This is a genomic window from Actinoplanes italicus (assembly GCF_003001815.1).
Lineage (GTDB): Bacteria > Actinomycetota > Actinomycetes > Mycobacteriales > Micromonosporaceae > Actinoplanes > Actinoplanes italicus.
In genome coordinates, this window is sequence record NZ_PVMZ01000020.1 from 159,222 (window position 1) to 173,385 (window position 14,164).

14 protein-coding genes are annotated in these 14,164 nt (G+C 69.4%); 4 read left to right on the plus strand and 10 right to left on the minus strand.

The features are described 5' to 3' along the window. Positions 1 to 2: 2 nt before the first annotated feature. The 5 genes from CLV67_RS37885 to CLV67_RS37905 form a co-directional block, all read right to left on the minus strand. A complete protein-coding gene (locus tag CLV67_RS37885) occupies positions 3 to 611 on the minus strand; it encodes a GTP-binding protein (protein ID WP_203737555.1) in 609 nt (202 codons plus the stop codon). Beyond that, on the minus strand, positions 592 to 1,008 hold the full coding sequence (locus CLV67_RS37890; RefSeq protein WP_106327377.1) for a DUF742 domain-containing protein: 417 nt from the start codon (positions 1,006 to 1,008) through the stop codon (positions 592 to 594). The genes CLV67_RS37885 and CLV67_RS37890 overlap by 20 nt, the downstream gene beginning before the upstream one ends. Then, on the minus strand, positions 1,005 to 1,430 hold the full coding sequence (locus tag CLV67_RS37895) for a roadblock/LC7 domain-containing protein (protein ID WP_106327378.1): 426 nt from the start codon (positions 1,428 to 1,430) through the stop codon (positions 1,005 to 1,007). The genes CLV67_RS37890 and CLV67_RS37895 overlap by 4 nt, the downstream gene beginning before the upstream one ends. A gap of 47 nt (positions 1,431 to 1,477) precedes the next feature. Then, complete coding sequence (locus tag CLV67_RS37900; protein ID WP_106327380.1) at positions 1,478 to 3,832, minus strand: sensor histidine kinase; 2,355 nt, start codon at positions 3,830 to 3,832, stop codon at positions 1,478 to 1,480. A gap of 277 nt (positions 3,833 to 4,109) precedes the next feature. Further along, positions 4,110 to 4,478, minus strand: coding sequence for a VOC family protein (locus tag CLV67_RS37905; RefSeq protein ID WP_106327382.1), 369 nt, complete (start codon positions 4,476 to 4,478; stop codon positions 4,110 to 4,112). A 505-nt stretch (positions 4,479 to 4,983) separates the two neighbouring features. Between CLV67_RS37905 and CLV67_RS37910 the strand changes: the two genes are divergently transcribed. Further along, positions 4,984 to 6,147: a TetR/AcrR family transcriptional regulator gene (locus tag CLV67_RS37910; RefSeq protein WP_106327384.1), complete on the plus strand. Its 1,164-nt coding sequence runs from the start codon at positions 4,984 to 4,986 to the stop codon at positions 6,145 to 6,147. Between the two features lie 6 nt (positions 6,148 to 6,153). Here the strand turns inward: CLV67_RS37910 and CLV67_RS37915 are convergent, their stop codons facing one another. Continuing rightward, a complete protein-coding gene (locus CLV67_RS37915) occupies positions 6,154 to 7,368 on the minus strand; it encodes an oxygenase MpaB family protein (RefSeq protein WP_106327386.1) in 1,215 nt (404 codons plus the stop codon). An 803-nt stretch (positions 7,369 to 8,171) separates the two neighbouring features. Between CLV67_RS37915 and CLV67_RS37920 the strand changes: the two genes are divergently transcribed. Genes CLV67_RS37920 through CLV67_RS37930 form a run of 3 tightly spaced genes read left to right on the plus strand, consistent with a single transcriptional unit; the run spans position 8,172 to position 10,787 of the window. Continuing rightward, a complete protein-coding gene (locus CLV67_RS37920; RefSeq protein ID WP_106327388.1) occupies positions 8,172 to 8,963 on the plus strand; it encodes a tripartite tricarboxylate transporter substrate-binding protein in 792 nt (263 codons plus the stop codon). After that, complete coding sequence (locus CLV67_RS37925) at positions 8,936 to 9,280, plus strand: tripartite tricarboxylate transporter TctB family protein (protein WP_106327390.1); 345 nt, start codon at positions 8,936 to 8,938, stop codon at positions 9,278 to 9,280. The genes CLV67_RS37920 and CLV67_RS37925 overlap by 28 nt, the downstream gene beginning before the upstream one ends. A 1-nt stretch (position 9,281) precedes the next feature. Beyond that, positions 9,282 to 10,787 carry a tripartite tricarboxylate transporter permease gene (locus CLV67_RS37930; RefSeq protein ID WP_106327392.1) on the plus strand — a complete coding sequence of 502 codons (1,506 nt, stop codon included), beginning with the start codon at positions 9,282 to 9,284 and terminating at the stop codon, positions 10,785 to 10,787. Here the strand turns inward: CLV67_RS37930 and CLV67_RS37935 are convergent. The 4 genes from CLV67_RS37935 to kduI form a co-directional block, all read right to left on the minus strand. Next, the gene (locus CLV67_RS37935; protein WP_106327394.1) at positions 10,771 to 11,823 is read right to left on the minus strand and encodes an HTTM domain-containing protein; all 1,053 of its coding nucleotides are present in this window, start codon (positions 11,821 to 11,823) and stop codon (positions 10,771 to 10,773) included. The genes CLV67_RS37930 and CLV67_RS37935 overlap by 17 nt on opposite strands. Continuing rightward, positions 11,813 to 12,460, minus strand: a complete 648-nt coding sequence (locus CLV67_RS37940; RefSeq protein WP_106327396.1) for a DUF5819 family protein — start codon at positions 12,458 to 12,460, stop codon at positions 11,813 to 11,815. Before CLV67_RS37940 ends, CLV67_RS37935 begins: the two co-directional genes overlap by 11 nt. A gap of 99 nt (positions 12,461 to 12,559) precedes the next feature. Continuing rightward, positions 12,560 to 13,321: an IclR family transcriptional regulator gene (locus tag CLV67_RS37945; protein WP_106327398.1), complete on the minus strand. Its 762-nt coding sequence runs from the start codon at positions 13,319 to 13,321 to the stop codon at positions 12,560 to 12,562. Between the two features lie 35 nt (positions 13,322 to 13,356). Beyond that, a complete protein-coding gene (kduI, locus tag CLV67_RS37950; RefSeq protein WP_106327400.1) occupies positions 13,357 to 14,157 on the minus strand; it encodes a 5-dehydro-4-deoxy-D-glucuronate isomerase in 801 nt (266 codons plus the stop codon). Between the last annotated feature and the right edge of the window lie 7 nt (positions 14,158 to 14,164).

Consider the following 14,164-nt stretch of genomic DNA (forward strand, 5'->3'; position numbering starts at 1 on the left):
CCTCACCACGTCGACCCCGCCCGCTCGCGGCCGGTCCGCCTGATGAGGACCTCCTCGGTGAGCGCCACCAGGACGCTCTTGACCGACTCGCGTTCCCGGGCGTCGCATTCGATCAGGGGTACGTCGATCCCGACCCCGAGCGCGTCGCGCACCTCGTCGAGGACGAAGCGCTGGGCTCCGTTGAATCGGTTGACGCCGATGATGAACGGGATCTCGTGCTCCTCGAAGTAGTCGATCGCCGGGAACGAGTCCTCGATCCGGCGTGTGTCGACCAGCACGATCGCGCCCAGGGCGCCGTCGACCAGGTCGTCCCAGAGGAACGCGAACCGGTCCTGGCCGGGCGTGCCGAACAGGTAGAGCAGCAGCGCGTCGTCGAGGGTGATCCGGCCGAAGTCGAGGGCGACCGTGGTGGTGGTCTTGCCGGACACCGCGGAGGTGTCGTCGATGCCGATCGACTTCTCGGTCATCTCGGCCTCGGTGACGAGCGGCTCGATTTCCGAGATGGCCCCGACGAAGGTGGTCTTGCCGACACCGAAACCGCCACTGATGACGATTTTGACAGCGATGGGGTGCGGCGCTGTCGACGGGTCCCTAGAGCGCCCGGACACGATCCCTGATCCTTTCGATCAAACTGGTGGAGAGTTCGCCGGGCTGGTCCTCGACCGAGAGATAGCCCTGCGTGATCAGGTCGGCGACGATGACGCGGACCACCGCGAGCGGCGCGCGCAGCGCCGCCGACAGGTCCGCGATCGACTTCGGCGACTGCGCGAGTTCGACGATGCGCCGTGACTCGAAGCGCAGGGGCGCCGACAGAGCGGCAGGGGCCGCGCGCAGCTGGGTCTCGATCCGGAGGCCGTCCTGCAACGGCTGGGTCCGCCCTCCGGTGAGCATGAAGGGGCGTACCACCGGGTCCTCGTCCGGGTCCGACGAATGCAGCCCGGACGACGGCCGATGGGAGCCGGCGTACGGGATCATGTCGGGCTCGGAGCCCCACGACGGGTCGCTCATCGCGGCAGGTGTTGCCGGGACTCTGCGATCAGGGCCGGGGTGAGCAGGTCACCGAAACGTTCAGCGAGGAGCGAGATCTCGTAGCCCACCAGGCCGAGATCGCAGTCGCTGCCGGACACCACGCCGAGGCAGCTGCCGCCCGCGATGACCGAGACCAGCAGGAAGCCCCGGTGCATCTCGATCATGATGAGCTTGAGTCCGTCGAAGTCGTATCGGCGTGACGCGCTGCGGGCGAGGCTGGCCAGGCTGGAGACGATGGCGGCCAGCTGGTCCGCCTCAGCCCGGTTCAGCCCGTCCGAGCTGGCGATCAGCAATCCGTCGGAGGACACCGCCACCGCGTCGCGTACGCCGTCCGTCTGGTGCACGAAGTTGCCGAGCAGCCAGTTGAATTGGTGCCGATCCGCCGACGTGTCAACGCTCATTTTTCTTCTTTCCAGGTTGCTGCCAAGGGGCCATTTTTGGGTGCCGGTCACTTCGACCCCGCTGTTTCGGCACTGCCGCGCTGGATGCCGCCGCGCAGTGCGTTGAGCCGGTCCCGTACCGCCTCCGGAGTGTCCCGGACGGGTGCCGGCTTGTCGGCCGGTGTGCTGACCGGCTCGGCCGGCCGAGTCTGGGTGCGGCGTGCGCGAGGGATGCGTTTGCGCAAGCCGTTCGCGGTACGGGGCCCGCCGTCCTCGGACGCACCGAGGATGTTGCCGTCCTGCACCACCACGTACTCGATCGCTGCCGGATGCAACGGCCGGGACGGCGTGACCTCGCCCGGTGGCAGCCGCAGCGGCGCGGCCGGAGCGGCGGCCGGTGCCGGTGCCGGCGCCGGTTCGGGCTGCTCGACCGTGGCGGTGACCCGTCGCGGCGCCGCCGCGGCCGGCCGGGGTGTGGCCGTGACAGACTGCTGGTCGGACAGGATCTCGGCGGGCAGCGTGATCCGCGCCGTCACACCGGTCACCGGTGACGGCGTGAGCTGCACCTGCACGCCCATCTGCTGGGCCAGGCGGCCGACCACGTAGTGGCCGAGGAACCTGGCTGGCGCGGTGATGAAGTCGCCCTCGCCGCGCAGGCGCTCGTTGGCCCGTTCCATGTCTGCGGGGGACATGCCGATGCCCTGGTCGGTGACGGCGATCAGGTAGGTGCCGCCGATCCGGCGGCCGTGGATCTCCACCTCTACGTCCGGTGGGGAGAACGACAGCCCGTTCTCGATGAGCTCGGCCAGCATGTGCGCGATGCCGCTGACCGTGGAACCGGTGACCAGCACGTCGTCGACCCGGCGCAGCGCGACCCGGCGGTACTCCTCGACCTCGGAGACCGCGGCCCGGATCACGTCGTTGACGTTGAGCGGCTCGGACAGCTGCCGCGGGCTGGCCGCGCCGACCAGGACCAGCAGGCTCTCCGCGTTCCGGCGCATGCGGGTGGCCAGGTGGTCGAGCTCGAAGAGGTTCGCCAGGCCGGTCGGGCTGGACTCCTCCCGCTCCAGCTTGGTGATGAAGCCGAGCTGGCGGCGGAGAAGGTTCTGGTTGCGGCGGCCGAGGTTGGCCAGCGACTCGGCGGTGGTGCGCCGCAGCATCGCCTGCTCGGTGGCCAGCGAGTACGCGGTGGCCTGCACCCGGTCGAACGCGTCGGCCACCAGCTGGACCTCGACGCTGGCGCCGTAAGGCACGCGTACCGGTGTGGGTGGCGCGGTGCTGTCGCCGGCCGACGCGCGGTGGACGGCTTCGGGAAGCTGGACGATGGCCAGCTGGTTGGCCTCGGAGGCCAGGACGGCCAGCGGCCGGGCCACCGACCGCGACGCGACCGTGGCCAGCCAGATGGAGCCGGCAAGACAGAGCAGCACGGCGCCGAGCAGCACGACCATACGGGTCGACGCGGTGTCCTCCAGCGACGCGGCGCGGGCCGAGATGACCGAGCCGACGTGGTGTTCCAGCTGCAGCATGTCGTCCAGCACGGTGGTGTGCGCCGACCACCAGGACTGCGGGTTGACCTGGAGGGTACGACCGTCGGCGGACTGCAGCGCGACCTGTTCGAAGAAGGCGGCCTCACGGGCGGCACCGGTGTCGAACAGGTAGTCGGCGGCGGCCCGCTCGGTGCCGTTGGCGTAGCGCTCGAACGACTCCAGGGCCGCGTCCTTGGTGGCGCGCATGGTCGCGAACTGGAGGAACTCTCCCTGCTCGAAACCGCCTGCGGAGAAGACCCCGTTGAGGAACGCACGCTCCTGGGCGGTGGCCTCCTTGATGTCGGCGAGCGCGTCGAGGACGGCCGCACCCCGGCGCAGTTCCTCGTCGACGGAGTTGTCCATCTCGAGGTCGAGCTCGCCGAGCTCGGTGATGCGGTCGGTGTAGAAGGCGAAGGTGGCCGGCGCCTTGCCGGAGCCGGTGTCGGTGCCGGCGCGGACCCCTTCGAGGCCGTCCAGCTGCTTCACCGCGGCGGAGACCCGGCTGTCCACGCCGTCGCCGTCGGAGATCAGCCGCTCCACCGCCTCGCGGCGCAGGTTGACCTGGTCACGGGCGGGCAGCAGCTCGGTGCGGAACTTCTCGTTGCCACCGAGAAGGCCTGCGGTGAGGCCACGTTCGGTCTGCAGGTCCTGGACCAGTTCCTGGACGGCGAGCTCGATGGTGACGGCGCGGGCGGTCGCGGCGGCCGTGCGGTAGTTGTCGACCTCGCCGACGGCCACCACCGTCAGCAGCACCAGTGTGGTCGCGACCGGCAGGGCCAGGGTCCGGACCACCCGCCGGCGGATCGTGCCGCCGAATCGGGAGCGGTGGGCCCGTTTCGCGCCGACGTGGGCGCCGTCCGGCTGGGACTGCTCGGCGTCCTCGGCTTGGACGGACAAGCGATCAGCTCCTCTGCCGGCGCGGGTGTGGTCACGGCCGGTCAATCGATTCACCACGAACAACTGGAAGGTTTCTTTAACGAGGGGGAAGCGGGTGCAGCGCGAATCGCGGTCACGGGAAAGGGATCTGATCTTCCGTGATCGCCGCAACAGAATCTTCTCTTCACCCTTGATGGTCAACAGGGCGAGCCGAAATTTACGGTGAGGCAACGAGAAACCGTATAGGACTCATCTACTTTCCGTTACATGGGAGCGTTTTCGGTTACATTCTGTGAAATCAGCGCGGGCGGTGCTCGATGAGCCCGACGAGGTTGCCCTCGGTGTCGCGGACGAACGCGTGGACCTCCTCGGTGCCCGCTGGGCCGAGCCGGTCGTCGTGGTGGGTGAAGATGACGTGGGGATCGCTCTCCACCGTGATTCCGGCCGTGCGCAAGCGCTCCACGAGGCTCGCCACATCGTCGGTCAGGTAGTAGTGCAATGCGGACGGTGCGCCCCGGTCCAGCAGTAGCCGCTGCCCGCCGAGGTCGAAGAAGACCAGCCCCGGTGGTTCGAACGAGGCCACGGGCGGCGCCCCGAACAGGTCGGTGTAGAAGGCGGTGGCTCGCGACAGGTCTGCCGCGTACTGGGCGATCTGGACTGCTCTCACGGAATCACTTTCTTGAGCTGGGGAAACGTTTCGGCTGGACCCTACCTTCGCGGGCGGCCGGTATAGTCTGCTCGACGCATTCGTATCAATCAATGTGACAGTTCCCGGGAGGGGAACCATGCGACGTCGAGTGAGTGTCATCGCCGCGGATGGCGACGATGCGCACCTTCTTCGCCCGCGACCGGATCCCGATCGGCGCCTACAGCGAGGCCTCGGCACGACCCGCCACTTCACCGGCCACCCGTACGCCGGTGAAGGAGGTCCGCGGCGCCCGGGTGTGGGCGGCATCCACTTCCGGACCGTGGACGTCCAGGGCAAGGCTCTGGGTGAGTCGGTCAGCGCCTGTGTGACCGCGCACCACTTCCGGAAAGTGCGGCGCTGACGCCTGATAGTGCTGTGATTGACTGGCACGCATGCTGCCGTGCCCGCCTGTGCCTGTCCGGGTGTCCGTGCCTGTTCGAGCGTCCCGGCCTGTTCGAGCGTCCCGGCCTGTCCGAGTGTCCCGGTGAGTGCCGGTCCTACCGCGGCGACCCGCCCGCACAACCGTAAGCAGCTGATCGTCGAGGCGGCCGGGCAGGTCTTCAGCGAGCGCGGCTACCACGCCGCCTCGATGGAGGAGATCGCCGCCGGGGTGGGCATCAGTGCGGCCGCGCTGTACCGGCACTTCCCGAACAAGTACGCGCTGTTCGCCGAGTGCGCGAACGTGATGGTGGACCGTCTCGTCGCCGCGCTCGACGAGAAGCCGGCCGAGGCGTCGCTCATCGAGGTGCTGACCGCCCTCATCCGGGTGACCGTCGCGCACCGCGCGTCCGGAGGGCTGTACCGATGGGAGGCCCGCTACCTGGAGCGCGCCGACCGGCGGCTGCTACGGGCGAAATTCGTGCAGGTCGTGTCGCGGGTGGCCGAGACGGTGCGGCGCGAGCACCCGCTGCCCGACGAGCATCTGCGGGCAGTGGCGGCGCTCGGCGCGATCGGGTCGATCACCATGCACCACACCTCGGTCGCCCAGCGCCGGATCGAGGATCTGCTGCTGGCGTCGGCGCTGGGTGTCGCGGCGAGCGACCCGGCTGCTGCCGAGGGTAGCGGGCGCTCGGTGGAACTGCCGGCCCAGCCCGTCCCGCGGACCCGGCGGGCCGAGATCCTGGCGGCGGCGGTCCCGCTGTTCGCCCGGGACGGCTTCGCCAACGTCACCAACGGGCAGATCGCCCAGGTGGTGGGGCTGGCTCCGTCGGCGATCTACCGGCACTACCCCGGCAAGGTCGACATCCTGGTGGCCGCGTGCCTGCAGGCTGCCGGGCTGCTGGCCCAGGCGGTGGAGCGGAGCCTGGAGCAGGCGGCTGGCCCGGAGCGGGCCGTCACCGCGCTGACCGCCGCGTACGTGGCCTACAGCTTCGAGCACAACGCCCTCAACAGCGTGGCCGAGGCCGAGATCCGCGGACTGCCGGCGGACCTTCGGCGGCCGCTGATCCTGGCGCAGCGCGAGTACATCGCGGTCTGGGAACAGCAGCTGCGCCTCGCGCGTCCCGAGCTGGACCCGCGTCAGGCCCGGCTGCTGGTGCACGCGGGCTTCGGGGTGGTGGTCGAGGCCGGGCGGGCCCTGCGCTGGCAGGACACCCCCGGCCACCGTGACGCCGTGACAGCCCTGGTCATCGGCGCCCTCACCCGCTGAGACGCTTTACGTTCCGGCCCGGTTGCCGGTCGGGATGGTGATCGGCGTGTACGTCGGCGACGTGCCGTTGTTGAGGAAGAGCATCGCCAGACCGCGGATGAACCGGTCGAACAGCGAGAACGTCGTCGGGATGATCGGCGACAGGCCCTCCCGGAACGCCACGTACGCCGGCCAGCCGACCTCGATGACCGTCCGCGAGGCGTAGTCGCGCGGCAGCTTCAGCCAGTCGCCGACCTTGTCGCCGAGCAGGTAACGCGCGAACTCGCGCTGGAACCCGCGGGTGACGCCCAGATCGATCTCCGACGTCAGGTTGAGCAGGATGCCGGCCAGGTCGATGCCCTCGGGGGTCGGCGCCAGCAGCGGGGTGAGCGCGTAGTTCGACTGCGCCTTCGCCGCGGCCCAGGTCGCCGGGATGAAGTCGTCACGCACCCCGAGCAGGTGCAGCGCGACCTGCCACATGTGCAGGAAGGCGTCCTCCTCGGCGGCCGAGATCCGGATGCCCCACGACTTCAGCTTTCCGAACACGAACGTGCCGAGACTGTGGAACGTGATCAGGATGTCGCCGTTGCTGATCGGAATGAAGTCCGTGTCGTCGGTGACCGCGCGCCAGTGCGAGGACTGCGGCAGCAGGTGACGCACGGCGGCGTGGGTGAGCCGCGTCTTGTTCGACGTGGTGATGAAGTGCCCGCCGGGCTGGAAGGCGTCGAGCGCGCTCAGGTCGTAGCCGTAGGTGAAGGTCTTGGCCGCGCGTGACTTCATCACGGCGCCGCCCTCGGACCAGTACACGTTGCGGGCCTCGCGCGGGATGACCGTGCTCATGATGCCGCTGCCCAGCCCGTACAGAAGGAAGAGGTAGAGGCTCATTCGTTTGTTGAACTGGGCGGCCCGGTTGAGCTTGGTCTGGTCGGCCCACGACGGCAGCCGGTTGTACTGCTGCAGGTAGGTGGTCAAGCCGGCGGGCACCCCGGCCGGCAGCGGGTCACCGTTCTTGACCCATGACTCGAACGCCGTGTTGACGGCCGGGATCTGGCCGTTCTGCAGCATCGAGGCGACGAGCGGGTCGGTGGCGTCGTCCCAGACCTTCCACGGGTCGGTGATGGTGTCGGTCCCGGCGATCGAGCCGGCCGACGACCAGGCCCACGCCTTGGACGGGTCCGTAACGCTGGCCAGGCCGAGCGCGGCGCCAAGGGTTAGTACGCCTCTTCTGCTGAGATTCTGCATTCGCTTACCTACCTCATGGTCGGGCACTACGAGCAGGTTTCACAGTTCGTCAACGTGTGATTTTCAATTAACATAGCGGCGTCGGGGAGCATCGGCAAGGCTGGATGTCGTACGGCGGTGCTAGTCCCGGGGGAGGGGGAGCCGCGGGAAGTTCCGTTCACGGGTGGAAGCCCCCGGACGACACGGTGCGAAGACTGGGCGGACCGATTCGAAAGGAAGGTCCATCTTGTTCGCGCACCTCTCCGACCGCGCCGCCGCGGCGAGTTTCATGCGCTGGTCCTCGCGATCTCCGCGACCACGGCGACGGTCGCCGAAGGAATCCTGCTGGCAGCTTGGTCCGGTGCCCGGGTGGGCGGTGTGGTGGGTGTCGCCCCCTTCCCTGGTCCAGGCCATCGGTTGCTGTCGGAGCGTGGGCTGGTTGCGGCGGTGGGGTCGCACGTAGCTGCTGCGCGCGGCCCTGTCGTCATGGGGGCGACGGCAGGCGCCCACGGATCCGCAGTATGTGACCTCACCGTTGTTGCCGGCGGCGTCGGGAGCACACGCGAAGGTCGGGCGTGTGTTCCGCGGTTTGCGGGCGGGTGGCGGGGCCTGGCGTGGCAAGACGCGGCGGGGCGTGGCGGGGGATGGCGGGGCGGTCTCCGGGTGCCGCCGTAGGACCCGGAACGACCGCCCGCGCCCGGCGGACGACGGAGTGCCGGAGCCCCCGAACTCGAATGGTCCCTAGTGATCATCGTCAATTGTCAATACGGTTATCGATCAATGCCTGTGAATGCCGGGGTGGGCGCCGGCAAGGAGGCCAGGACATGAGCACGAGCAGCAGGCCGCGGCTGGTCGCCGCGCTCGCCGCCGTCTCTCTCGTAGCTGCCTGTTCCGAGGGCGGCGGAACCGGGAGCGGCGGGGGATACCCGGACCGGAACATCACCATCGTCGTGCCGTTCAGCGCGGGCGGCCCGACCGACACCGTCACGCGGCTGATCGCCGAGCCGATGGCGAAGGCACTCGGCGGGCAGATCGTCGTCAAGAACGTCGAGGGCGCCGGCGGCACGGTCGCGGCCGGGCAGGTCGCGCAGGACAAGCCGGACGGATACACGGTGCTCATGCATCACATCGGCATGTCCACCGCGCCGGCCCTCTACAAGAACCTCCCCTACAAGCCGCTCGAGGACTTCGCGACGATCGGCCTGGTCACCGAGGTGCCGATGACCGTCGTGGCCCGCAAGGACTTCCCGCCCGCGACGCTGGCTGACCTGACCGCGTACGTGAAGGCGAACGCGGCCAAGGTCACCCTCGCCAACGCCGGCATCGGCGCGGCCTCGCACCTGTGCGGCCTGCTGTTCCAGTCGGCCACCGGCGTCAAACTGCAGGAGGTTCCGTACCAGGGCACCGGCCCGGCGCTGACCGACCTGGTCGGCGGGCAGGTCGACTTCATGTGCGACCAGACCACCAACACCAGCGGCCAGATCTCGGCCGGCAAGGTGAAGGCGTACGCGGTCACCACGCCCGAGCGGGTCGAGAGCCTGCCCGACGTGCCCACCACGACCGAGGCGACCGGGGGACCCCGCTGCGGATGGGCCCCGGCTACTTCCCGCTGCTGATCGGCGCGATCGTGGCCGCCCTGGGCCTGGCGATCGTCGTCAAGGGGCTGATCGCCGGCGAGGTGATCGAGTTCGGACGCGTCCCGTGGCGGGCGCTGGCGCTGATCACGGCGGCGGTGCTGTTCTTCGGGTTCTTCATCGGGCGCCTCGGGTTCGTGCCGACCTCGGCGGTGACCGCCCTGCTCACCACGCTGGCCAGCCGGCGGGTGCGTCCGCTCACCGCGCTGGCCGTGGCCGCCGGCCTGACCGCGGCCGCCACGCTGATCTTCGTGGTGGGGCTGCAGCTGAGGATCCCGCTCGCCGGACCGGGGTTCTGACGTGGATCTCCTCGACAACCTGGTGCTCGGCTTCTCGACGGCGCTGCTGATCGAGAACGTCCTCTACTGCTTCGTGGGCGTGCTGCTCGGCACGGCCGTCGGTGTGCTGCCGGGCATCGGCCCGACCGCCACGGTGGCGCTGCTGCTGCCGATCACCTTCAACTTCGAGCCGGTCACCGCGCTGATCATGCTGGCCGGCATCTATTACGGCGCGCAGTACGGCGGGTCGACGACGGCCATCCTGATCAACCTGCCCGGAGAGTCGTCGGCGGCCGTCACCGCGCTCGACGGCCACGAGATGGCCCGGCAGGGGCGGGCGGGACCGGCCCTGGCGGCCGCCGCGATCGGGTCGTTCATCGCCGGCACGGTCGCCACCGTCGTGCTGGCCGTCGCCGCTCCGCCGCTGGCCGACGTCGCGTTGCGGTTCGGCCCGGCCGACTACTTCGCGCTCGTGCTGTTCGGCCTGGTCGTGTCGATCGCGCTGGCCCGGGGCTCGGCGCTCAAGGCGCTCGCGATGATCGCGCTCGGGATCCTGCTCGGCACGGTCGGGCAGGACATCTACACCGGCACGCCCCGGTTCGTCCTCGGCCAGCGCGAGCTGTACGGCGGCATCGACTTCGTCTCGGTGGCGGTCGGCATGTTCGGCATCGCCGAGATCCTGCGCAACCTGGAGAACGAGCGGGACCGCCCGGCCCTGCTCGGCGGCGTGACGAACCTCTGGCCGACACGTGAGGACCGCCGCCGGATCGCCGGCCCGATCGCGCGCGGTACCGGCCTCGGCGCGGCGCTCGGCGTGCTGCCCGGCGGCGGTCACGTGCTCGCCTCGTTCACCTCGTACGCCGTGGAGAAGCGCATCTCGAAGCGGCGCCGGGAGTTCGGGCACGGTGCGATCGAGGGAGTCGCCGGACCCGAGTCGGCGAACAACGCGGCCGCGCAGACCTCGTTCATCCCGCTGCTGACCCTGGGGCTGCCGGCCCATCCGGTGATGGCGCTGATGGTCGGGGCGTTCATCGTGCACGGCATCACCCCCGGCCCGAATGTGATCACCGACGAGCCCGCCCTGTTCTGGGGCCTGATCGCCTCCATGTGGATCGGCAACGTGTTGCTCGTACTGCTGAATCTGCCGTTGATCGGAATCTGGGTCCGGATGTTGCGGATCCCCTACCAGGTGCTGTTCCCGATGATCGTGCTGTTCGCGGTGATCGGCACCTATTCGCTGAGCATGAACGAGTACGACGTCTACGCCATCGCGGTCTTCGGAATCGTGGGTTACGTGCTGATCAAGTGCGGGTGCGAGCCGGCGCCGCTGCTGCTCGGCTTCGTGCTCGGGCCGTTGCTCGAGGAGAACCTGCGCCGGGCCCTGATCATCTCGCGTGGCGACGCCACGGTCTTCCTGACCCGGCCGATCTCGCTGTCGCTGCTGGTGCTGACCGTGCTGATCCTCGTGCTGGCGGCCCTGCCGATGATCCGGCGGCGGCGCGAGGTGGTGTTCACCGACGAGGAGTAGCCCGGCCGGGGCGGAGGAGTGCCGAGCCCTTGCGGGCCGCCGCACGATAGAAGCGGTCGGGCAGGAACACCATGTCGGCGAGGATCATCACGGCCGAGAACAACGGCAGCCCCAGCAGTACGGCGATGCCCGCGTGCATGGCGATCAGGATCCCCACGACGACGTACTTCAGCTTGCTGAACAGGCTGAACGGGAAGGCGACCTGGACCAGCACGGTGACGTAGCAGGAGATGGCGATCATCACCTGATGGCCGTCCACGAAGTCGGACAGCGCGGGCCACGGGCGGAACAGCTCGGTGTCGAGCACGTAGTGCAGCGCCGTCCCGTCGGCCCACAGGTTGCCCTGCACCTTGTAGAGGCCGGCGCTGCCGTACAGGATGCACATCTGCGCCATGATGACCAGCAGCGCGCAGTTGTGCAGGACCGTGACGGTGAACCGGCGGACCATACCGGCCGGGCCCGGAACGTCGGGGAACGCCGCGTACTCGCGTCGTCGTGCCCGGCGCGCGTCGAGTGACCAGACCCGGCCGCAGGCGGTGAAGCAGAGGTAGAAGGCGAGCAGCACGGCCAGGTTGTCACCACCGTCGGTGATGAGCAGGTTCCGGCTGTAGAACGAGGCCACCATCACCGCGAACACCAGCGAGGTGGCGCGAGTGCGCCAGCCCAGCATGAACAGGCACCCGGCCAGCAGCGCCACCACGTAGCAGAACTCGAAGTACTGCGGGTCGTCCGACAGGGTCAGCACGCTGAACCAGCCGGTCTCGTCGAACATCCGGCGCGCCAGGTCCGGGGTGAACGCCGCCTCGGGGCCCCAGATCAGGTGGCGGTGCGGGAACTCCCGGACGAGCAGCACCATGAAGAGCAGGCCGGAGCCGATACGCAGGAACGCCGTGGCGTACAGCGAGAGCGGCTCTTCGGTCAGGAGGCGGTAGCCGTGGTCGAACCGGTTGCGCAGCCACCGGGCCGTCGAGCGTTCCGGCTCGGTCTCCGTGCTCCCGGGTGTGGGCAGTACGCGGGAGGTCTGGTCAACTGCCATCGGAGGTCGCATTCCACCAGGGCAGAGTCCTGGTAGCGGGCTCGGCCGGGACGGTCGGGGCGGCGCCGCCGGTGTCCGGCGGCGCGATCGTGGAGGTGACGACCTTCAGCCGGATCGTCTCGAAGCGGTGCGGATGGCGCTCCCTGATCCGCTGCACCGCGATGTTGCGCAGGTACTCCGCCCGGATCTGCGACCACTCGCCGTACGCCACGTCGTCCTCACCGTGTGCGGTGGTGTAGGAGACCCAGGCCCGCCGGAGCATGGCCTGCGTGGCCCGGCTGGGGTACGGGTTGTGTTCCGTGGCGGCGATGTCGGCCGTGCTGATGTCGACCCAGTCGGTCATCGCACCCTCGCCGGTCTCGGTCGTCCAGCCGGTGCGGGCGAAGATCTGCGTGTTGTACGCGTTCGGGTTGGGTGCGAACAGCAGCCAGTTCTGCTCGAAGAACGGGTAGACCCACGCCTGGATCGGCTTCTGCAGGCGCTGGGAGACCGGATTCACCGGCGCGACGTGCAGGAAGACCAGCGTGACGTGGGCGAGCGCGGTGGCCGCGCACAACCCGGCGATCGCGCCCATCACGACCCGCAGCGCCCGTGGCGCGGTGTCGTGGAGGTTCAGGTCCCCATACCGTTGCGGCACTCGGATCCCCGCCTTCCTGTTCCGATGTCCTGATCATCCCAGAATGATCAGAAAACGCCGAAGACTCGCGAAAGCGGTGTGTCGCCTGAAACGGGCAGTTCAGTGGGCGAGCGGGGCGACCGCCCCGAGCGCGGCCGACACGTCACGGGCCGCGGCGATGACCTCGGACGCCCGCGTCTCCAGACCGGCCATGTCCATGTCCAGCGCCAGGGTGGAGACCGAGATGCCGCCCAGCACCTGACCGGTGTGGTCGAAGACGGCCGCACCCAAGCACCGGATGCCCGGCTCGTTCTCCTCGTCGTCGACGGCGTACCCCAGGGCGCGGACCCGGGCCAGATGCGTGAGCAGGTCCTCCTCGCTGGTCAGCGTGTTCGGCGTGCGCTGCGGCAGGCCGGTGCGCCGGCAGATCGCCTGCACCTCGGCGTCGCTGAGCTGCGCCAGGATCGCCTTGCCGATGGCCGTCGTGTGCAGCGCGAGGCTCATCCCGACGCGTGAGGGCATCTGGTACGGCCGGCGCCCCTCCTGCTTGTCGACGTAGACCGCCTCGTCGACGCTGCGGATGGCGAAGTGCGTGGTGAAACCGGTGGTCTCGCACAGCGCGTGCAATGCGCCCGACGCCTGACGGGCCGGGTCGAACCGGTGCATCACCCGGCCGGCCAGCGTCAGGATGCGCGGGCCGGGCTCGTAGCTGCCCAGGCCGTCCGGACGAGCGAAACCCCACGTGACCAGCGCCTGCAGAATCCGGTGGACGGTCGACTTGGAGACGCCGGTGGCCACCGCGATGTCGGTGACGCGGTGGTGCTCGGCGAGCGCCTCGAGCACCGCCAGCGTCTTGTCGATGGAACTGCCTTCCCTGGCCACCGATTCAGCCTACTGGTCGCTATCGGGCGGGCCGGTCACCGCAGCTCGCCGATCGCGACCGGCTCCATGTCGTCGTAGGCCTGGTTCTCGCCGCCCATCGCCCACACGAAGGCGTAGCTACGGGTGCCGAATCCGCAGTGCACCGACCAGTACGGCGAGATGACCGCCTGTTCCGGCGCCACGATGAGGTTCCGGGTCGCGTCCGGCCGGCCCATCAGGTGCACCACCCGCTCGTTCTCCGGCAGATCGAAGTAGAAGTACACCTCGGTCCGGCGCTCATGGGTGTGGCACGGCATGGTGTTCCACATGCTGCCCGGCTCGAGGACCGTCACGCCCAGCACGAGCTGACAGCTCTGGATGCCCTTGAGGTGGATGTACTTGTAGATCGTCCGCTCGTTGGAGCCCTCGGGCGATCCGAGTCGCACCGGCTCCGCGTCCGCGAGCGTCGCCTTGACCGTCGGGTGGCTGGTGTGCGCGGGCGTCGAGATCAGATAGAACCGCCCGTCGAAGCTCACCCGCCGGGCGCCGCGCCCCACGTAGAGCACCTCCTTGGCGGCCAGTTCGTGCCGGACGCCGTCCACGGTGACGACGCCCGGTCCACCGACGTTGACCACGCCCAGCTCCCGGCGTTCCAGGAAGAACTCCGAGCGCAGCTGGTCCGGGCAGGGCAGATCCGCGGACCCGGCCACACCGCCCACCACGATGCGATCCTCGTGGGAGTACGTCAGCCGTACCTCTCCCGGTGCGAAGAGGTCCTCCACGAGGAACCGTCCGCGCAGCCGCTCGGTGTCCATGCTCGCCACCTGGTCGGGTGCCGTGGCAGGTCGTGATTGCATAGGTTCT

Coding starts and splice junctions, on each gene's coding strand:
- CLV67_RS37890 (WP_106327377.1), bottom strand. CDS start 1,008: ATGAGCGACCCGTCGTGGGGCTCCGAGCCCGACATGATCCCGTACGCC.
- CLV67_RS37895 (WP_106327378.1), bottom strand. CDS start 1,430: ATGAGCGTTGACACGTCGGCGGATCGGCACCAATTCAACTGGCTGCTC.
- CLV67_RS37915 (WP_106327386.1), bottom strand. CDS start 7,368: ATGCAGAATCTCAGCAGAAGAGGCGTACTAACCCTTGGCGCCGCGCTC.
- CLV67_RS37920 (WP_106327388.1), top strand. CDS start 8,172: ATGAGCACGAGCAGCAGGCCGCGGCTGGTCGCCGCGCTCGCCGCCGTC.
- CLV67_RS37925 (WP_106327390.1), top strand. CDS start 8,936: ATGGGCCCCGGCTACTTCCCGCTGCTGATCGGCGCGATCGTGGCCGCC.
- CLV67_RS37935 (WP_106327394.1), bottom strand. CDS start 11,823: ATGGCAGTTGACCAGACCTCCCGCGTACTGCCCACACCCGGGAGCACG.
- kduI (WP_106327400.1), bottom strand. CDS start 14,157: ATGCAATCACGACCTGCCACGGCACCCGACCAGGTGGCGAGCATGGAC.